Genomic DNA, 20181 nt, shown 5'->3' on the forward strand with positions numbered 1-20181 from the left:
GATGTTTTAGCTAGAAGAATTAGACAGGATATTTCGTGCGCACTGTATAATCCATTGAAATAGAGGGTATTATTCGAAATTCTGTATCGCAAATAGACAAAATGTCTAATCAGAGCGCTTGACGTTTGATTGAGAAAATGTCTAGATGTTTTGTCCTCTCAAAGAGGGTCCATCGCCGCAGCAAGCGGCGAGGTGTCAACGAAACAACTGGAGGAAAGCTCATGATCAGGAAGATCAATCGGCGGACCGTGATTCGGAGCGCCGGCGCCCTTGCCGGTACGGCAGTGGCGATGCCCTTCGTATCACGTCGCCACGCGCTCGCCGCCGATCCCATCGTCCTCGGCCTGCCGACATCGCAGACCGCCGCCGCGGGCGTCGCCGACGATCTCGATCACCTCAACGGCACCACTCTGGCGATGGAAGAGATCAACGAAGCGGGCGGCATTCTCGGGCGCGAACTGAAGCTCTTCGTCACCGACGTCGACAAGCTTTCCCCGGAAAGCTGCCAGCAGGCGATCGCCGCCTGCATCGACGCCAAGGTTCATGCGATCTCCAATGCCTTCCTGTTCGTGCCCATCCCGGCGATGGATGAATCGGCGAAATACAAATGCCCCTATGTGCAGGGCAACACCCAGCGCGCCGCGACCGAGGCGTTCAAATCCAACCCTGAGAAATACGCCCACATCTTCCAGACCGATCCTTCCGAAGTCCACTATGGGTACACCTATCCGCTGTGGCTCGAGCATGAGGAAGCGCAGGGCGTGTGGAAGCCGAAGAACCGCAAGGTGCACATCATCCAGGAGCAGGTCGCCTACTGCCAGACCATCTCCAAGGCGGCCCAGGAGGCGATCAAGAAACGCGGCAAGTTCGAGGTCGCCGAGGTTACCGACATCCAGTTCCCGGTCCAGGACTGGGCGCCGGTCATCCAGAAGATGAAGGAGGTCGATGCCGCGGCGATCATGGTCGATCACTGGGTCGCCGCCGAATATGCCGCCTTCTGCAAGCAGTTCATCGCCGATCCGGTGAAGGATTCGCTCGTCTATATGCAATATGGTCCCTCGCAGCCGGAATTCCTCACCCTCGCCGGCGATACGGCGAACGGCTTCTGCTGGTCGACGGTGCTCGGCGTCTATGCCGATGAGAAGGGCCGCGCCTTCCGCGAGAAATACAAGAAGCGTTTCCCCGGCATCATGGGCCTCGTCTATACCGGCAACGGCTATGACATCGTCCAGTATCTGAAGCTCGCCTGGGAAGGCGTCGGCGACCCCGACAACTTCAAGGCCGTGTGCGACTGGATCCGCGATCATCCCTATCGTGGCGTGTGCGGCTACATGGACATGAAGAACGAGCTCCAGGAAGCCGCGCACTTCCCCGACAACGGCTACCCGATCTCGGCGAGCGAGCTCGAGAAGGGCATGAGCCAGCTTTATGTGCAGGTGCAGAACACCGAGCACAAGATCATCTTCCCGAACGAGATCTCCGAATCGAAGCTGCAGCCGGCTCCGTGGTGGGGATGAATTCGCATCAACGGAAGGGCGCGACGCCGTCGTCGCGCCCGATGGGTGAGCTTTTCGCCTGTGAGTCGATCTCGCTCGATCTCGGCGGGCGCGAGATCCTGCGCGATATCAACCTCAATGTCGGCATCGGCGAGGTGCTCGGCATCATCGGCCCGAACGGCGCCGGCAAGACGAGCCTGTTCGAGGTCTTGTCCGGGCGCCTGATGCCCAAATCCGGCCGGGTCACTTTCCAGGGACAGGACGTCACGCATCTGCCGCTCTATCGCCGCGCGCGTTTGGGGATAGGACGGACCTATCAGACGCCGGTCGTTCCCGACGAGCTGACGGTGGCCGAGACCTTCAAGGCGGCGCGCCAGGCCTATGCGCCCTATCTCACCCGCTTCGATGCCGAATATGGCGCCGAGCTGGTGTCGCTCGATGTCGATCCGAGCGAGCCGACATCACGGCTCGAGACCTTGAACCGGCGCAAGCTGCTACTCGCCTGCCTGCTGATGCGCCGCCCGCAATTGCTGCTGATGGACGAGCCCGCGGCGGGCCTCATCAATTCCGAGGTCGATGAGATCGATCACCTGATCCGCCTCCTGTCGAAGGAGATGGATATCGCCATCGTCATCGTCGAGCACCGCATCGAGCTGCTCGAGACCATCGCCGACCGTGTGATGGTCATGGATGCGGGCGAGGTCATCTCCGAGGGCGCGCTCGCCGACATCCTGAACGATCCCAAAGTGCACGCCGCCTATTTCGAGAATGTCGATGAAGGGGCGCTGCAATGAGCCCGCGCCGCGAAGTCCTCAATGTGAAGGGCCTGTCGGCAGGCTATGGCCCGATGCGGGTGATCCACGACCTCGATTTCATCGTTCATTCGGGCGAGCGCGTGGGGCTCGTCGGTCTCAACGGCCATGGCAAGACGACGTTGTTCTATGCCATTGCCGGCCTGACCGGCTGGCAGCGCGGCTCGATCAAGCTCAACGGCGTCGAGGTCGGCCGCACGCGGAGCCAGGGCCCCGGCCGCTACACCCATGAAGTCGTCCACCATGGACTGGCCCTCATCCCGCAAGGCGATGAGATCTTCCATGGGCTCACCGTCGAGGAGCATCTCGACAGCGGCGCCTTCACAGCCCGGGCGTGGCGCGAGCGGGCGGAACGCAAGAAGCGCATCCTCGCGATCTTTCCGCCCCTGGTGAAGCTGATGGCGATCCCGGTCGGCAGGCTGTCGGGCGGCGAGCGCCGCATGGTGTCGATCGGCCGCGGGCTGATGGCGGAAGCCTCGCTGTTCCTGGTCGATGAGCCTTCGCTCGGACTGGCGCCCAAGATCGGCAAGGGCGTTCTCGATGCCCTGATGAGCGTCGAGCTCGGTGACAGCGCCATGGTGATCGCCGAGCAGAATGTCGCCTTGCTCGAAGGCCGCGTCGACCGGGTCATCGGCATGCATGTCGGCAAGCTCAAAGGCGAGGCATCCGCCGCTTTGATGCTCAATGCCAAGCGCGAGGTGCATTGATGGATTGGGCTTTCGTCATCTCCAACGCCATCGTGCTGGCCTGCATCTATGGCACGCTCGCCATCGGCATCTCCATCACCTGGTCGAGCCTCGGCCTGATCAATCTGGCTTACGGCTTCATTTTCGCGCTCGCGGGCTATGGCGCCTGGCTCACCGCGCAGTATCTGGTGCCGCTCTTGCCCGCCTTCACCGTCGGTCCCGTGGTGCTGCTGGGCGGCATATTGACCGGCGTCCTGGGCGGCCTCCTCGTCTGCGCCATCGCCTTCATCCCGATCCATGACAAGCCCAATTTCACCGTGCGCGGCCTCATCGCGACGCTCGCCATCAGCCTGGTCGGCACCCAGTCGCTGATGTGGTGGTTCGGGCCGCGGTCGAAGAATCTCCCGGAGATTTTCGGCACCGGCAAGCTCAAGCTGTTCGACATCGTATTCACCGCCGACAAGATCGGCAATGTGCTGACCTCGATCCTCATCCTGGTCGTGGTCCTGCACTGGATGCGCTCGAGCCGGCGCGGCCTCGAGATCCGCGCCATGATGATGAACCCGCATGCCGCCTCGATCGTCGGCATCGGCGTGCGTCGCACCGGCTTCTATGTCATGGCGATCACCGGCGGCCTCGCCGGGCTTGCCGCCGTGCTCTTGTCGCAGACTTATTATATAGCGCCGTTCAATGGCCTGACGCCGATGATCAAGGGCGTCTCGATCGCGCTCTGCGGCGGGCTAGGCAGCGTCAGGGGTGCCGTGATCGCGGCCTTGCTCCTGGGCTTCAACGAGGCGCTGACCAGCGTCACGCTTGGCGGGCAATATGTCCTCATCACCCAGTTCCTGTTGATCATCGTCATCCTTCTGATCAGGCCGCGCGGCATCGCCGGCATTCTCGACAAAGCGCGGGAGGCGTGAGCGATGACCTATAGCTGGCGCAATCCGCTCTATGTCTGGGGCGACGTCAAGGGGGCCGAGGAAGAGATCCCGGCGGGGCGGCATCGCATGCCCCAGGAGATCTGGGACAAGACCCGTCAATCGCGCGTGCCGCTGCTGCCGGTCGGACGCCTGCGCTATTACCACAAATGGGCCGGCCATGGCGGGCGCCTGTGGGGCAAGCTGCGCTACTGGCCGACGCGCCGGCGTGTCCTCCATATTAGCGGCGAATACAATCCAAAGACCATGCGGGCCGAGAAGACGATCGTCGACAAGCGGCCGATCTGGTGGGTCTTGGGCCTCCTGGCGCTCATCGTAGCGCCCTTCTTCGTGCCGGCCTCGATGCTCAACACCCTTCTGGTCGCCGGCGCCTTCTTCGGCATCTATGCCGCGATCAATCTGTGCTGGATGCTGATCATCGGCACCGCCCAAATCTATTCGCTCGCCACTTTCGCGGTGGTGGGGGTGGCCGCCTTCGGCACCACATGGCTCTCGATCACCTTCGGCTTCCCCTGGTGGTCATTGCCGCTGCTCGGCGCAGCCATAGGCCTTGTCTGCGGGACGATCATCGCCATTCCGGCGACGCGGCTTGACGGCTTCTATTACGCACTGCTCACCTTGGGGCTCAATGAACTCTGCCGCGTCTATGCCTTACAGTCGAAGCAGTTCGGCTCATCGACCGGCGGCCTCTATGGCGCCGACACTTATATACCGGCGGACTGGGCACCGATGAACCAGTCATTGCTCGGCTATTATGCCTGTTTCGCCGTGATGCTGCTGGCATTGCTGCTCTACCGCTTCGTGAATGGGAGGCGCCTCGGCCGCGTGCTGCGCATGGCGCCCGAGAAGCGCGAGGCCTTCGCCGAGGCGACCGGCGTGAATTACCGCCAGGCCCGCATCCAGGTGTTCATCGTCTCGTCGATCGCGCTGGGCTTCATCGGCGGCTTCTATGCCAGCCATTATCGCGGTGTCGGCTTCTCCATCTTCTCGTTCGACACGGTGCTCCTGGGGCTTGCCATGCTGGTGATCGGCGGCATCGGCCGCGCCGAAGGCGCCGTCGTCGGCACCGCCATCGTCGTCTTCCTCGACAAGGTGTTGATCAGCTGGGGACCGGTTCGCCTGATCATGATCGGACTGATCATGGCGCTGGTCGTCCTGTTCCTGCGCGGCGGCTTGTTCGGCATCAAGGAACAGTTCCGCGCCTGGCGCGACAAGAAGAAAAGCGAACGCCGCTCCACCCGGGCGGAGAAGGGAGGCGAAATGCTGCCTGAGGAATCGACCGAGACCGAGGACAAGGATCTCGTCTATTGGCGCCGCTACGACAAGATGCAGCGCGACTATCTGAAGACGCTGGTGAGCCCGGAAGTCATCGAGGAGCACCGCAAGAGCCCCTTGGGCCAGCACAGCGAGCCGCTCGAGCGGCTGCTGCTCTATTTCCGCCGCCAGCCGCAGATCGACAAATACGCCATCACCGTGGTCGAGGCGTTCAAGGCCTATCGCATCGTCGCTCTGTCCGGCCAGCGCGGCGTGGCACCGCGGATCGTCGAGGACAAGGTCTATGGCTCTCAAGAAGAAGCCTATCACGGCATCTTCATGCGCCGCGTCCAGGACCTGCTCGAATCGTGATCATAGGTAGTTTCGAATATGGCACAGGTTAAGTTATTCGGTTACGCGGACAAAATCTCGGTCAGGCCGGGCGAGGCGATCTCCATCCATGTCAATGCCGACGGCACCAACAAGGCCGAGGCGATGCTGGTCAGGCTCATCCATGGCGACGAGCATCCCGACGGTCCGGGCTTCATCGAGGAGGAGATCGCCTGCACGGCGAACGGCACCTGGCCGGTGAAGAAACAATATACGCAAGTCGGCTCCTATCTCGAGGTCGCCGATCCGAAGGGGCTGCTCGCTTTGACCGGCAGCATCACCCTCTTCGCCTTCGTCTATCCGGGCCTGCCGCAGGCCGGCTTGCGCCAATGCATCATCGGGCGCTGGAACAATGACGAGAATGTGGGCTATTGCCTCGGCATCAACCAGCAGGGTCATCTCGAATTCTGGGTCGGCGACGGCAAGGAGGTCGACTACCTCAAGGCCGAGCTGCCGCTGCAGAAGAAGATGTGGTATTTCGTGGCGGCGACGCTCGACGCGAGGACCGGCAAGGCGACGATCCATCAGGAAAGCGTCGCCAACCGCTACAACAGCCTGCTCGGGCGGGTGGCGCCGCTCGATTATCGCTCGCACGTCTCGGAGACCTTCCGCTTCCGCCAGAAGCATCTGCCCGACACGCCGTTCCTCATCGCGGGCTCGCGCGACTGGCACAAGAAGCGCGGCGACTTCGTCTCACAGACTTTCTGCGGCAAGATCGACCGGCCGGGCCTTTATGAGCGCGCTCTGACGCGCGAAGAGCTCGCAGTCATCCAGTCGGGCGGCACACCGCCCGCCATAGGGCTCGTCGCTTATTGGGACACGACAAAAGGCTATAGCGATCGCGGCATCGGCGATGACGTCATCGATGTCGGTCCGCATGGGCTCGACGCCCGCGGCTATAACCGTCCGGTGCGCGCCCAGACAGGCTGGAACTGGAGCGGCCGCAATGACTGCTTCCGCCTGGCGCCCGAGGAATATGGCGGCATCGAATTCCATTATGATGCGATGATCGACTGCAATTGGGAGGTGACGAAGACCTTCATTCTTCCCGACAATCTGAAGAGCGGTGCTTACGCGGTGAGGCTCAGGGCCAATGGCGGCACCGGGCTTGGCGAGGAATATGTCGTCTTCTTCGTGCGCGCCAAGGAGCCGAAGGCGCCCATCGCCCTGCTGATCCCGACTGCGAGCTATCTCGCTTACGCCAATGAGCATCTGAGCTTCGATGCTGAGATCATCCAGCCGATGACCGGCCAGCCGCCCATCGTCTCGGAGATCGACATCGAGATGTACAAGAACTGGGAGTTCGGTCTCTCCACCTACGATGCCTGGGCCGACGGCAATGGCGTCTGCTTCAGCTCCTATCGCCGGCCGATCCTCAATATGCGGCCGAAGCACCGCATGTCGAGCATGGGCGTCACCTGGCAGTTTCCCGCCGATCTGTCGATCATCGCCTGGCTCGAGCATATGAAATACGACTATGAGGTCCTGACCGATGAGGATCTGCACCAGGAAGGCTTAGGTGCGCTCGAGCCCTATGCTTGCGTGATCTCAGGCACCCATCCCGAATATTATTCGGAAGCGATGCTCGATGCGACCGAGGACTATGTCGCCCAAGGCGGGCGCTACATCTATATGGGCGGCAACGGCTATTACTGGAACGTGGCCTTCCGCGACGATGAGCCGTGGATCATGGAAGTGCGCAAGCTCGATTCCGGCATGCGCGCCTGGAGCGCCAGGCCCGGCGAGCATTATCTGGCGACGACCGGCCAGAAGAGCGGCCTGTGGAAGAATCTCGGGCGCCCGCCGCAGAAGCTGGTCGGCATCGGCTTCATCGCCGAAGGCTTCGAGACGAGCCGGCCCTATCGCCGCATGCCGGACAGCTATCATCGCCAGGTATCCTGGATCATGAAGGGGATAGAGGGCGAGGTCATCGGCGATTCGGGGCTTGCCTATGGGGGTGCTGCCGGGCTCGAGCTCGACCGCTACGACCTGCAACTGGGGACGCCGCCGCACACCAAGATACTGGCCTCGTCCGGCGGCCACAGCGACAATTATCTCCTGTCGATCGAGGAGATCCTCTATCCCTATCCAGGCCTCGCCGGAACGCAGGACTATCGCATTCGCGGCGATATCACCTTCTTCACCGCGCCCAATGACGGCGCCGTCTTCTGCGGCGGATCGATCGCCTTCGGACAGGCGCTGCCGGTCAACAATTTCGACAATAATGTCTCGCGCATGCTGGGCAATGTCGTCAGCGCCTTCATCAAGAAGGGAGCGCTGCCGGGATCGCACTGGATCAATGAGGAGAAGCAGTGGAAGTGACGGCGCGCGCTCGCTCATGCCGGCGGAGCACGCGCAGATAATTGCCGCCCAATATGCCGTGCACATCGGCCCGTGAGTAACCGGCGCCCAGCAGGCGAGCCCCGAGTTCGCGGATCTGCTCGGGCTGCGCATGGGCGGGATAGATGGGCGCCGCACCGTCATTGTCCGGCCAGAGATCGGGATTGTCCTGCATCCACTGCCAGATGGCGTCATAGTCCTTCACATAATCGAGCCCGATGCCGATATGCTCCGGCCCGACGAGGCCCGCGATATGATCGACATGCCGGAACATCGCTTCGGTGCCGGCTTCCATATCGCCCAGGAACTCGTTCACGCCATTCACCCCGATGAGGCCGCCCGTTCGGGCGCAGGCGCGGATCTGGTCGTCCTTGATGTTGCGGTAATGCGGAACGAGGGCGAAGGTGTTGGAATGGGAGAAGATAAAGGGCCGGGTCGAGACCTCCATCGCCTCCATCGTGGTGCGATAGCCAGTATGCGAGCCATCGACGATGATCGCCGATCTGTTCATCGCTTCGATGAGCCTCACGCCGAAGCGGCTCAAGCCTGCATCGGTGCGCTCGACGCAGCCGTCGCCGACCAGGTTCTTCTGATTATAGGCAAGCAGCACATGGCGGATGCCGAGCCCGGCAAAGAGCTCGACCAGCTCGACCGAGCCCTCGAAGGGATCGGCGCCCTGGAAGTGGAATCCGACGGCGAGCTTGCCCTCGCTCTTGGCGGCGATGATCTCATCGGCCGTGGTCACGAAACTCAAGCTCTCCGCGCGCTCGGCGATATGCGCCTTCACCCGGGCAATATGCCGGACCGTGGCGCTGAGCGGGCTTTCACGCAGGTTGACCGTCAGGGAGACAAAATCCACGCCGGCCTTCTTGAAGCGCGGCAAGGTGATGTCCTTGTCGACCATGTGCTCGGCGGACCACGGCAAGGTCATGTCGCAAATGATCGGATTTCCTAGCGGGTCGCTGGTGCTCATGCGAAGCTCGTCTCGAATGGATGGTTGGGGTAGGGGATCAGCTCTCGACCCACACTTGCTCGGCGCAGTGACCGCCCATCTGATCGCTGTTCGGATTGGGCCGGAAGCCCCTGACCTTGCCGCCATGGGCATCGATATTGTCGGCAAAGACCGGAATGAGATAGCCGCCGGTTTCCCAGATCATCTTCTGCATGGTGCCATACATGGCCTTGCGCTGCGCCGCATCGGCGGTGGCGCGCGCCTTGAGCAGCAACTGGTCGAATTCGGCGTTCTTCCAGAAAGTGTCGTTCCAGGGCGAATCGCTTCGATAGCCGAGCGACAGCATGAGATCGGCGGTGGGTCGCCCGCCGAACCAGCTCATATAGAAGGGCTTCTTCATCCAGATGTTTTCCCAATAGCCGTCATCCGGCTCCTTCACGACATTGACGGTGATCCCTGCCGCTTGCGCCGATTGCTGGAACAGGAGCGCCATGTCGACGGCGCCGGCAAAGGCGCCATCAGCAGCGGAGAGATCGATCGCGAGATTGGAAAGCCCGGCCTTGCCGAGATAATGTCTGGCCTTGTCGGGATCATAGTCATGCTGCGGCAGCTTTTCGAACAGGGGATCACTCTCGGGGATCGAATGGTCGTTGCCGATGCTGCCATAGCCCGCCAGCACCAGCTTGAGGATCGCTTGCCGGTCGATCGCATGCTTGAGGGCGAGGCGGACATTGACGTCCAAATAGGGCGCCACGGTCGTATTCATGACGAAGCAATAATGGGTGCGTCCGGGCGAGGAGATGACCTTGGATCCGCCCGACCCTTGCAAGCGTTGGGCGGAGCGGCTGTCGACGCGGTTGACGATGTCGACATCGCCGGCCTGCAGCGCGTTGAGCCGCGCGGTCCAGTCATTGATCGCGGTGACCTCGACGGCATCGACATGCGGATGGCTGTCGCGGAAATAGGTCTCGTTGCGCTCGGCATAGGACTTGACGCCGGCATCGTAGCGTTTCATGGCGAAGGGGCCGGTGCCGATGGGTTTGCTCCAGTCCACGAAGCCGTCCGGCACGATGCCCAGATGATAGTCGGCGAGGACAAAGGGAAAGCCGGCATCGCCGCTCTTAAGCTCGATCTTGAGCGTGTTGGCGCCGTCATGGGTAAGGCGCTTGATGCCGGCGAGCAGCGCCTTGGCGCCGGATTTCGAGTCGGCTGCGATGTGCCGGCCGAGGGAATAGATCACATCCTGGACGGTGAGCGCCTTGCCATTGTGGAACTCGACGCCCTTGCGCAGATCGAATTGCCATTGATCGAGCGCCGCATTGGCGCTCCAGCGTTCGGCGAGACCAGGGAGGAGCTCGGTCTTGTCGTCGATGTCGGCGAGGCAGCTGTAGATCTGCTGGTTGAGATTGGCGCCAAGCGAATTCTGCGTCGTCGTCGGATCCATGCTGTCGGTGGTGCTGGCGCCGCCGAGGCCCAATCGCAACAAGCCGCCGCGCTTCGGCTCCTCGGCGCGCAGGGATCCGCCGCTTGCCGCAAGACCGATCGCCGCGGCGCCGGCGCCAAGCAGGCGGCGCCGGGTCAGGCCGCGATTGTTTTCCGTGCCGTGTGCCGCGTTTTGCGCCATCGCCCGCTCTCCTTGCATCAGGCTCTGATTGTTCAGATCGCGCGCGGGCTTGGCAAACGAGATTAACAACGCCGTGGATGTGAGATTTTTTCACACCTGCCGTTTTCGCGGCTGGCGCGGAGCTTGCGACTTGAGCGTGCTGAAATCGGGCAGCGGCCGATGCGCATGCGTCTCGGCGAACAGCCAGTCGATGAAGGTGCGCATCAGCGGCGACCGGCCGAGCTCGCGCCGATAGACGACGTAGAAGGCTTCAGGTGCTGAGATCTTGAGATCGATGGGAACGACGAGCCGGCCTTCGGCGAGGAGATCGACACCGGTGAGACTGTCGCACAGCGCGATGCCATGACCATAGATCGCCGCGAGCGTCGCGAGATTGGCATCGGACATCTGATGCCGCGACCCGATGGTGAGCTCCGGCAGGCCTGCGGCATTGAGCCAGGTGTTCCATTCACGCCCGCCGTCGGCGTGGAGAAGCGTATGGCCGCGCAGGTCGTCAGTGGTTCGGATCGGCCGCGTGTTGATCAAGGCCGGGCTGCAGACCGGGAAGAGCGAAGGCTCGAACCACAATTTCCAGTCCCGGTTGGGCCAGGCTTCGACGCCATAGGTGATCCACACATCCGCGTCCTGTGACCTGACCCTCCTCTTGTCGTTGGTGGCGATGAGCTTCAGCCTGACGCCCGGATGGCGCTGCGCGAAGCGGTTCAGGCGCGGCAAAAGCCAGAAGGTCATGAGCGACGGCAGGCAGGCGATGGCGAGGTCGCCTTCGGCAACGGGCTGGGTGAGCTCGGCCACGGCGTCGGTGATCGAGGTGAAGGCGGCCGTCACCCGCGGCAGCAGAGCCTCGCCTTGCGGCGACAGCTTCAATGCATTGCCGTCGCGAATGAACAACGCCGTCTTCAATGTCCGCTCGAGCGCTCTCACCTGGTGACTGACGGCGCCATGGGTGACATTGAGCTCAGCCGCGGCACGCGACATGGAGAGATGCCGCGCCGCCGCTTCGAAAGCGCGCAAGGGATTGAGGGGCGGCAGCCGCTTGGCCATGGTCTGACGCTTACTTCACCGGCAGCGCATGCGAGCGCTTGACCTCGCCCAGCGCGAAGCTCGATTCGATTGAGGCGACGCCGTCGAGGCGCGTCAGCTTCTCCTTCAGGAAGCGCTCATAGGCTTCGAGATCGTTCACCACGATACGCATCAGGCAATCACGCGACATAGGCCAAGTCACCTCAGCTAACCCCTCGACGCGGCAATTTAAACGATCCGGTGGTCTTGCCAATCGTTGGCTTTGCTTCCGGATGGCCGCCGTGTTGGGGATGCCGCCCGGTCGGCGTGTAGCGGTGATCGCTGAAACGAGCCTCCGCCCACCCGCGGTTGACTTGGGAGGAGAGGAGGGGGAAGCTTCCAGCGGCGGGCAAGGGGAGGAGATTCGTGCATCCTCACCAGGGGTCGGGTCAGGGCAGAACGGGTGCATCCCAAGCCGTGGCAATTGCGATGGTGCTCGTATCGAGCATTTTCATTGCCGCCGTACCCAATTTCTCCAAGATCGCCTATGAGGCGGGAGCTTCTGTGCCATTCGTTCTCGTCTGCCGCTTTTTCGTCACGGTGATATTGCTCGCCATTCTGCTGGTTGCCGGGCGCCATCGCATTCTCACGTCCACCCGGGTATTGCGCCTCTGCTTGATTGGCGGCGTTGCAACAGCGGCGATGAGCCTCGGCATCCTGACGGCCATTACCTTGATCGATCTTTCGCTGGTGATACTAATTCTCTATCTCCATCCGATTCTCATCGCCTGGATTGGACATGTGAGAGGCACTTATGTGATTAGCCGATTCCGATTCGCTTGCTGCTGCTTCATCCTTCTGGGACTCGCACTCGCCTTGTCGATAAGCTTCGGCAGACTCAATATCGCCGGTTTGGCATTCGCCTTTCTTGGCGCTTGTGGGGCTGCCGGCCTGGTTGTCGCCAACGGTGATGCTGTCGGCGAGGGCGGCACGCTCATCGTGAACTTCTACACCTCGATGATCGCGCTCCTGTTGGTAAGCATCGCAGGTCCGATGATCGAGCCAATGACATTACCAGCGACAGGAATCGGGTGGCTCGGCCTTCTTGGCACAGGGACGGCATTCTGCCTTGGCCTCGCCCTGTTCCTGGCAACCATACCGCACATCGGAATGGTTCGGGCCACACTGATCACCGTGATCGAGCCGGTATTTGCCATTTTTCTCGCTATGGCCTTGTTCGGTGAGCGCCTCGCTGTCCTTCAATGGGTGGGCGTCGCCATAGTCGTCGCAGGGCTTCTGCTGCTCGAAGCACCGATCAAGAATGTCAAAAGCCTGTTGCTGGCGATGAATATTCGGCACACCAGGTGATTGATTTGCGTGGTCAACGAGATTGACTCAGGTGGAGTGATCTGCAGATGAAACCAACCGCAAGCATCAGCACATATTATCTGATGACGCTCCACGCGCCGCTCGAGGCGCCGCAGCAGATTTCGAATGACCTGAAGGTATACAATCTCAGGTCAGGAGGCTGGGTGAGAGGTCCATATGTTCAAGGTAAAATAACTCCGCCAACCGCAGACTGGTTGCGGATAATGCCGAGCGGGACGAAGCGGCTTGATGTCAGGCTATCGATCTTGGCGGATGACCAATCGTGGATTTTCGTAAGCTATGGCGGAAGAATAGCGACGGCCGAGCAGATCAGGCAGAAGCATCCTCCAAGCGATATGCCGGCAATTAATGGGCTCTACTTCATGACAAATCCGGTATTTGAAACCAGTTCTCCAAAATACGGATGGTTGAACGATTTGATCTGTATCGGGAAGAACATCGGCAGAGGTGAGACGGACGACGACCATTTTGTCACCTATGACATCTTCGCCCTCGCCTGAACCCAAGGGACAGCGCCATCTGCTTCTGCGGCCTATGCCGTTACTTCACCGGCAGCGCATGCGAGCGCTTGACCTCGCCCAGCGCGAAGCTCGATTCGATCGAGGCGACGCCGTCGAGGCGGGTGAGCTTCTCCTTCAGGAAACGCTCATAGGCTTCGAGATCGCTGACCACGATGCGCATCAGATAGTCGCGCTGCCCGGTCATCAGGAAGCAGTCGACAACCTCCGGCCAGCGCGCGATCGCTTGCGCGAAGCGGTCGAGCTCTTCCTCGCGCTGGCGCTCGAGCTTGATCGAGGCGAAGACGCTGATCGGCAGGCCGACCTTGGCGGGATCGATCACGGCGGCATAGCCCTTGATGATGCGGGCCTTCTCCAGATTGCGCACCCGCCTGGCGCAAGGCGAGGCGGAGAGCCCGACCTTCTCGGAGAGCTCCTGGACGGTCATGCGCCCGTCCATCTGCAGCGCCCGCACGATCTTGAGATCGATGTCGTCCAATGTGGCCATTGATCGGATTTGCCGAATAAGGAGCAAGAATTGGTGATTATCGCTAATATCGCTTGTCTAGCAAGCTGAAATTGGCAAGAATAAGCCTATCAGGTTTGTTAGCTTGCCGATATCTCAGCGCGTGATCAGGAAAAGTGGCCCCGGTTTTCCGTCCGATCACGCGCCAAACAAAAATTCCGATCACGATCACTTCAGGGTGATCCGTCTGGAAGTGATCGTGATCCAGGAGCTGACGATGACCGATTCCCGCCTTCCCCTTCTCGCCGATCTCGAACGCAAGGTCCTGTGGCTCGCGACCTGGACGATCCACAATGCCAATCATCTGCGCGAAAAGAGCGACGGGCTGAAAGTGGGCGGCCATCAGGCCTCCTCCGCCTCGCTCGCGACCATCATGACGGCGCTCTATTTCGCGGTGCTCAGGCCTCAGGACCGTGTCGCGGTCAAGCCGCATGCGAGCCCGATCTTCCATGCCATCCAATATCTCTTCGGCAACCAATCGCGTGGGAAGCTTGAGAATTTTCGCGGATTTGGCGGTGCCCAATCCTATCCCTCGCGCACCAAGGATGTGGACGATGTCGATTTCTCGACCGGCTCGGTGGGACTCGGCGTCGCGCAGACGCTCTTCGCTTCGCTCGTCCAGGATTATGTGCGGGCGAGGGGGTGGGGCAAGGATCGTCCCGAAGGCCGCATGGTGGCGCTCATCGGCGATGCCGAGATGGATGAAGGCAATATCTTCGAAGCACTCCTCGAAGGCTGGAAGCATGGCTTGCGCAATTGCTGGTGGGTCGTCGACTACAACCGGCAGAGCCTCGATGCGGTGGTGCGCGAAGGCCTGTGGCAGCGCTTCGAATCGATCTTCCGCAATTTCGGCTGGGATGTCGTCATCCTGAAATATGGATCGCTTCTGGAGGAAGCCTTTGCCGAGCCGGGCGGTGAGCGCCTGCGCGACTGGATCGACAATTGTCCCAACCAGCTTTATTCGGCGCTCACCTTCCAGGGAGGTAGCGCCTGGCGCAAGCGGCTTCACGACGACATCGGCGATCAGGGCCAAGTCTCGAAGCTGATCGAGCGCCGCTCCGATACTGAGCTGGCGCGGCTCATGACCAATCTCGGCGGCCATGACCTGCCGTCCTTGCTCAAGGCCTTCGAGGCGGCGCAAGTTCATGACCGGCCGGTCTGCTTCATCGCCTATACGATCAAGGGTTTTGGCCTGCCGCTTGCCGGCCACAAGGACAATCATGCCGGGCTGATGACGGCGGCGCAGACGGAAGCCTTTCGCGAAGCCATGAATGTCAGGTCCGGTCATGAATGGGAGGCTTTCGAAGGCTTGCGCAGCCCCGCCGCCGCGCTCACGGATTTCATCAAGACCGCGCCCTTCAATCAGAAGGGCCGCCGCCGTTTCCAGGCAAAAAAGATCGATGTGCCGGCGGAGATCGCCGCGGCGCAGCCGGCCGTCACCTCGACGCAAGCGGGCTTCGGTCTCCTGATGAACGAGATCGGCAAGAGCGAGAGCGATCTGGCGCGTCGCATCGTCACCACTTCGCCCGATGTCACGGTCTCGACCAATCTCGGCGCCTGGGTCAACCGGCGCGGGCTGTTCGCGCGCCATGAGATGGCGGACATCTTCAAGAAGGAGCGCATCGCCTCGACCTTCACCTGGGAATTCTCGCCCGAAGGTCAGCATTTCGAGCTCGGCATCGCCGAGATGAATCTTTTCATCATGCTCTCCGCGCTCGGGCTGTCGCATTCGCTCTTCGGCGAAAGGCTGATCCCGGTCGGCACGATTTATGATCCTTTCATCGAGCGCGGCCTCGATGCCTTGAACTATGCCTGCTATCAGGATGCCCGCTTCATCCTGGCGGCGACGCCGTCGGGCGTGACGCTGGCGCCGGAAGGCGGGGCGCATCAATCGATCGCCACGCCGCTCATCGGCATGGCGCAGGACGGTCTCGCGAGCTTCGAGCCGGCTTTCGTCGACGAGCTTGCCGTCATTTTGCGCTTCGCTTTCGATTACATCCAGCGCTCGGGCGAGGCCAAGATCGACGAGACGACGTGGCTGCGCGATGCGGTCGGCGGCTCGATCTATTTGCGCCTGTCGACGCGGCCGGTGGAGCAGCCGACGCGCCAGATGAGCCCTGAGCTCGCGGACGCCATCGTCAATGGCGGCTATTGGATGCGCAGGCCCGGCCCCAATGCTCAGGTTGTCGTCGCTTATACGGGATGTCTGGCGCCGGAAGCGATCGAGGCGGTGGGCCTCATGGCGGAAGACCGGCGCGATATCGGTCTGCTCGCCGTCACCTCGGCCGACCGGCTCAATGCCGGCTGGACCGCGGCGCAAAGGGCGCGCGAGCATGGTCTCGTCCATGCCAAGAGCCATGTCGAGCGCCTCTTGGCGGAAGTGCCGTCGCATTGCGCGCTGGTGACGGTGTTGGACGGTCATCCGGCGACGCTCGCCTGGCTCGGCGCCGTCTCGGGCCACCGCACCCGCTCATTGGGCGTCGAGCATTTCGGCCAGACCGGCACCATCGCCGATCTCTACCGGCATTACAGCATCGATGCGAATGGCATCGTCGCGGCGGCGCAGGCCGTGTCGCCCGGCCGGCCGATCCGCCAGCTCAAGCTGATGAGCTGACCCCGTGTGACGGCCTGCTGAGCGCCTCATCCTTCATCCACGTTCCGTCCAACGCTCGCGCGGCAATGAGAGATCATCGCAAGGATGGAAGGATCGAAAGCCATGCTCGTTCATTCTCAGGGCGGTGAGCTGAAAAGCCGCCGGCGTTGGTTTGGATTCCTGACTCTGCTGCAGCGCTGGCGGAATTTTGTCGAGACGCGGCGAGCCGTGCGGCGTTTGTCCGCGGCCGACAATTACATGCTGAAGGATATCGGCATTTCACGCGGCGACGTCGAGCGGCTGGTTCGCCACGGCCGTCCACCGGAGTTCAAGCGGAGCACCCGCGAATGAATTGCGCGGCGCGGGCCACATGGCCGTCCATATGGGTCCGCGCTGCCATGGCTACCCATTGCCGCGCGATGGCATCCGCCGATCCCTTCTGGCCTTGCTTCAGGCTGATCTCGGCCATGTCCGAAAGGATCTCGACCTGGAGTGCCGCATAGCCGTCGGTTTCCCTGAAGCATCGCCGCCGCGCTTCGCCGAGCCAGTCCATGGCGCGGGCGAGCTGGTTCTCGGCTTCATAGCTGTGCGCCAGGCCGCGCGCCGCGGCGGCTTCCCAGCACGGATCGCCCAACTGGCAACTGAGGGCGAAGGCCTCTTCGAGCCTTGGCCGCAGGGCTTCAGGCGCCCCCTGCTGGCGTAGGCGCACTTCACTCTGCAGGACGGCGGGCCACGGACGGAAGGCGATCCAGCGCTGCTCGTCCACGAGCCTCAGGCATTCTACGAGCCAGGCGTCGGCCTCGGCGAGACGATCGGCGGCGATCAAGCCCCGGGCGCCGAGGCCCAGTGTCCAGATCTCGCGCCGGCGGTTGTTGACCGAGCGGGCGTGGTCGAGGGACTGCATATAGTGGTCGAGGCCTTCCGCGATCCGGCCCCAATCGATCAGATTGAATCCGATGACGGCGTGGATGCCGGCGAGATTGTCTGGATCATCTGCAAGCTCGGCGGCCTTGGCGAGATAGGCCGCGGCCGCCGGGCGGCGGCCGGCGAGCGCCTCGACATAGCCGAGCTCACGGAAGCTCGCTGCGGCCATCTGGGCTGTGCCTGATCGCTGTGCCAGCTCGGCGCTCTGGCGCAACAGGATGGCGCCCTCATCATCATAGCCCCTTATGGCATGAACCAGGGCGGTGCCCAATTCGAATGTCGCCTTGGTGAGCAGGGGCCCATCCTTGATTTTCTCGGCCTCGTTGACGGCGCGCCGCAGGCAGTCGATCCCGGCATCCGCAGCACCGGCCGCCAAAGCGGCGAGACCGGATTGCATCAGGGATTGAACGAAGGTGCCGGGTGCAATGCCGCCGGGCGGTGAAGAAACCGTGCGCCGCGCGACGCTGCGCAAGGCGGGCGACGGCTTCTCGCCGAGCTCGGCCAGGAACAGTTTCTCGGTCGCTTCGACATGGGCGAGCGCTGCCTCATGCCGGCCCGCCTCGACCAGGCTCTTCACCAGGAGAATATGGCCGCCCTCATTGAACGGGGCTTGCCGCACGCCCAATTCGGCGAGCCTGACGGCGTGGTCATGATCGGCGACGGCCATGGCGCGGATGGTTTCCTGCCGCAGTCTCGCCTCGAGGAGGCCGGCAATGCGCTCACGCTCGACCAGCAGCCAGGTCGAGAATTCAGGGCTCGAGCGCGGCTCCATTCCGCCGAGCAAGGGACCGGCTGCCTCGACATCGAGATCACCGTCATCGAGATGCCAGAGATCGACATCGATATGGCCCGGAAAATCATGGACGATCGGATCGCCGCCGAGGCATTGCGGGCAATCGAGCGCCTTGCGCAAGGACGCCAGGCACCAGCGCAAGGCGCCGAGCGGATCGGCGGCCTCGGGAAACAGTTCCAACGCCAGGGTCCGGCGATCGAGCGGCGCGCGCGCCAGGAGCACGCGGGCGAGAAGCGCCCAGGCCTGATGGCCGCGCACCGGCGGATGAGAGCCTCCGTCATGCAGGATGGCGGGCTCGCCCAGGAGCTTGATCTTTGTCTTCACGCGCTTGGCCTTTCCCATCCGTCATGGTGCTGCGGCAGGAGCATGTGATGAAGCGTTTGACGGCGTCTGCGGCGCCGGCCGGCCGCTCTGCGCAGTCGCTCCCACACCGGCCGGCTAGCTTCGCAAGACACTGTAACAAAAGGAATTCCACGATGCCAACGTACTTCATCGAACGAGATATCCCGGGCGCCGACAAGCTGACGGCGCAGGAGCTCAAGGAGATTTCAGCCAAGTCCAACGAAGTCGTCGCCAGGCTGGGCGCGCCCTACAAATGGATCACGAGCTACGTCGACGGCGACAAGATGTATTGCGTGCATGAAGCGGAGAACATCGAGGTCATCCGCCGTCACGCCAGCCGGGGCGGGTTTCCGATCAGCAAGGTGACGGAGGTCGCGGCGGTCATCGGTCCAGCGACCGGGAGGTGAGGTGCTGAGATCGGTCGGGACTGAATGTACCGGCCGATCTCCGCTCATCGCGCCGGAACGCCGTTATTGGCGCAGCATGATTGCCGAACGATCAGATCGGCTTGCAGAACGATGCGGCGGCTGCGGTTGCCGGCCTTGCCCGAAATACGCTCGAACAAAAGCTGGGCGCCCAGGGTGCCGAATGTCTCGCCCGGCTGGTCCACGACGGTGAGGAATGGCGAGAGTATGGCAAGGTGCTCGACATCGTCGAAGCAGACGAGCCCGATATCTTCGGGCACCTTCAGGCCGCGTTCGCGCAACGCCTGCATCGTGCCGAGGGCCGTCATGTTGTTCACGGTGAAGATCGCCGTCGGCAAGGGATCGAGGTGAAGCATCAGTTGCGCGGCGCGATAGCCGCCGATGCGATCGGTGGTGGTGCGGAAGATCAGATCCTCGGAGACGGGAATATGCGCGGCCTCGAGGGCCTGGCGGTAGCCTTCGAGCCGATCGCGGCCCGTGGACACATCATCCGATTCGGTGAAATGAGCGATGCGGCGGTGACCGACCGCGATGAGATGCTCGACGAGACGCCGGGCTCCGGCGACGCTGTCGCTTATGACATGATCGCAATCCGTATCGGGTAGCGAGCGGTCGAGCAGGACCAGAGGGAAGCGGCCTTTGAGCAGAGGAAGCAAGGCGACGCGGGAGCGATCGCTTGCGGGTGCGAGCAGCAGGCCTTCCACGCGATGGGCCACGAGGTCTTCGATATATTCTCGTTCCAGTCTGAGATCGCCCTCGCTGTTGCACAGGAGAACGCGATAGCCGGCCTTGCGCGCGGTCGTCTCGGCGCCGCGCACGACCGGCGCGAAGAACGGGTTCACGACATCGGGCACGATGAGGCCGATGGTTCTCGTCTGTTGCGAGACCAGGCTGCGGGCCAATCGGTTCGGTATGTAGTCGAGGGCCAGGATGGCCTCCTCGACGCGGCGCTGGGTTTCGGCGTCGACGCTTCCGCTGCCATTGACTACGCGCGACACCGTCATTGCCGATACGCCGGCTCTCTGAGCGACGTCGCGAAGGGTTACAGGCACACAGCTCTCCTCGATGTTACGTTAACATGAGTGAGTGTTATTCTAACATTAAATCAAACCAATAGATACGGAAAGCGCAAGTAATCAACCGGTTATCCCATTGACTATCATGTTATTGATAGTTAGCGTTACCATAAAGTGAGCCGAGA

At 62.1% G+C, this 20181-nt stretch carries 17 protein-coding genes and 1 pseudogene; 11 read left to right on the forward strand and 7 right to left on the reverse strand.

Features of this window, described 5'->3' with window-relative positions:
* Nucleotides 1–221: 221 nt before the first annotated feature.
* The 6 genes from DS839_RS28015 to DS839_RS28040 are packed head-to-tail and all read left to right on the forward strand — an operon-like array spanning nt 222 to nt 7898.
* Nucleotides 222–1517 (forward strand): ABC transporter substrate-binding protein, encoded by a 1296-nt coding sequence (locus tag DS839_RS28015; RefSeq protein ID WP_119273811.1) that lies wholly within the window; start codon nt 222–224, stop codon nt 1515–1517.
* Complete coding sequence (locus DS839_RS28020) at nt 1514–2290, forward strand: ABC transporter ATP-binding protein (RefSeq protein ID WP_368911962.1); 777 nt, start codon at nt 1514–1516, stop codon at nt 2288–2290. The genes DS839_RS28015 and DS839_RS28020 overlap by 4 nt, the downstream gene beginning before the upstream one ends.
* Nucleotides 2287–3015, forward strand: a complete 729-nt coding sequence (locus DS839_RS28025; protein WP_119273813.1) for an ABC transporter ATP-binding protein — start codon at nt 2287–2289, stop codon at nt 3013–3015. The genes DS839_RS28020 and DS839_RS28025 overlap by 4 nt, the downstream gene beginning before the upstream one ends.
* A complete protein-coding gene (locus DS839_RS28030) occupies nt 3015–3914 on the forward strand; it encodes a branched-chain amino acid ABC transporter permease (RefSeq protein ID WP_119273814.1) in 900 nt (299 codons plus the stop codon). The genes DS839_RS28025 and DS839_RS28030 overlap by 1 nt, the downstream gene beginning before the upstream one ends.
* 3 nt (nt 3915–3917) lie before the next feature.
* Nucleotides 3918–5558: a branched-chain amino acid ABC transporter permease gene (locus DS839_RS28035; protein WP_119273815.1), complete on the forward strand. Its 1641-nt coding sequence runs from the start codon at nt 3918–3920 to the stop codon at nt 5556–5558.
* An 18-nt stretch (nt 5559–5576) separates the two neighbouring features.
* Nucleotides 5577–7898 carry a N,N-dimethylformamidase beta subunit family domain-containing protein gene (locus DS839_RS28040; RefSeq protein WP_119273816.1) on the forward strand — a complete coding sequence of 774 codons (2322 nt, stop codon included), beginning with the start codon at nt 5577–5579 and terminating at the stop codon, nt 7896–7898.
* Here the strand turns inward: DS839_RS28040 and DS839_RS28045 are convergent.
* The 4 genes and pseudogenes from DS839_RS28045 to DS839_RS28060 all read right to left on the reverse strand — a co-directional run.
* The gene (locus DS839_RS28045; RefSeq protein WP_162918854.1) at nt 7873–8889 is read right to left on the reverse strand and encodes a dipeptidase; all 1017 of its coding nucleotides are present in this window, start codon (nt 8887–8889) and stop codon (nt 7873–7875) included. The genes DS839_RS28040 and DS839_RS28045 overlap by 26 nt on opposite strands.
* A 37-nt stretch (nt 8890–8926) precedes the next feature.
* Nucleotides 8927–10492 (reverse strand): ABC transporter substrate-binding protein, encoded by a 1566-nt coding sequence (locus tag DS839_RS28050; RefSeq protein ID WP_162918855.1) that lies wholly within the window; start codon nt 10490–10492, stop codon nt 8927–8929.
* 90 nt (nt 10493–10582) lie between these two features.
* Nucleotides 10583–11533, reverse strand: a complete 951-nt coding sequence (gene gcvA / locus DS839_RS28055) for a transcriptional regulator GcvA (RefSeq protein ID WP_119273819.1) — start codon at nt 11531–11533, stop codon at nt 10583–10585.
* A gap of 10 nt (nt 11534–11543) precedes the next feature.
* Nucleotides 11544–11696, reverse strand: a pseudogene (locus DS839_RS28060) (Lrp/AsnC ligand binding domain-containing protein); the annotation flags it as partial.
* A gap of 284 nt (nt 11697–11980) precedes the next feature.
* On the opposite strand from DS839_RS28060, the gene DS839_RS28065 reads away from it, so the two are divergent.
* Complete coding sequence (locus tag DS839_RS28065; RefSeq protein WP_119273820.1) at nt 11981–12859, forward strand: EamA family transporter; 879 nt, start codon at nt 11981–11983, stop codon at nt 12857–12859.
* Between the two features lie 47 nt (nt 12860–12906).
* Nucleotides 12907–13380: a DUF3237 domain-containing protein gene (locus DS839_RS28070; RefSeq protein WP_119273821.1), complete on the forward strand. Its 474-nt coding sequence runs from the start codon at nt 12907–12909 to the stop codon at nt 13378–13380.
* Between the two features lie 40 nt (nt 13381–13420).
* Here DS839_RS28070 and DS839_RS28075 read toward each other — a convergent pair whose 3' ends face one another.
* A complete protein-coding gene (locus DS839_RS28075) occupies nt 13421–13885 on the reverse strand; it encodes an Lrp/AsnC family transcriptional regulator (RefSeq protein ID WP_119273822.1) in 465 nt (154 codons plus the stop codon).
* A gap of 235 nt (nt 13886–14120) precedes the next feature.
* Between DS839_RS28075 and DS839_RS28080 the strand changes: the two genes are divergently transcribed.
* Nucleotides 14121–16517 carry a thiamine pyrophosphate-binding protein gene (locus DS839_RS28080; RefSeq protein ID WP_119273872.1) on the forward strand — a complete coding sequence of 799 codons (2397 nt, stop codon included), beginning with the start codon at nt 14121–14123 and terminating at the stop codon, nt 16515–16517.
* Nucleotides 16518–16619: 102 nt separating this feature from the next.
* Nucleotides 16620–16847, forward strand: coding sequence for a DUF1127 domain-containing protein (locus tag DS839_RS28085; RefSeq protein WP_119273873.1), 228 nt, complete (start codon nt 16620–16622; stop codon nt 16845–16847).
* Here DS839_RS28085 and DS839_RS28090 read toward each other — a convergent pair.
* Entirely contained in the window at nt 16825–18537 is a 1713-nt protein-coding gene (locus tag DS839_RS28090) for an AfsR/SARP family transcriptional regulator (protein WP_162918856.1), read from the reverse strand. The two genes, DS839_RS28085 and DS839_RS28090, sit on opposite strands and share 23 nt — an antisense overlap.
* Before the next feature lie 152 nt (nt 18538–18689).
* Here DS839_RS28090 and DS839_RS28095 point away from each other — a divergent pair, with 152 nt between their 5' ends.
* Nucleotides 18690–18962 (forward strand): DUF4242 domain-containing protein, encoded by a 273-nt coding sequence (locus DS839_RS28095; RefSeq protein WP_119273824.1) that lies wholly within the window; start codon nt 18690–18692, stop codon nt 18960–18962.
* A gap of 44 nt (nt 18963–19006) precedes the next feature.
* On the opposite strand, the gene DS839_RS28100 is transcribed toward DS839_RS28095, so the two are convergent.
* A complete protein-coding gene (locus tag DS839_RS28100; protein WP_162918857.1) occupies nt 19007–20032 on the reverse strand; it encodes a LacI family DNA-binding transcriptional regulator in 1026 nt (341 codons plus the stop codon).
* Between the last annotated feature and the right edge of the window lie 149 nt (nt 20033–20181).

The sequence above is a fragment of the Taklimakanibacter deserti genome (assembly GCA_003574785.1).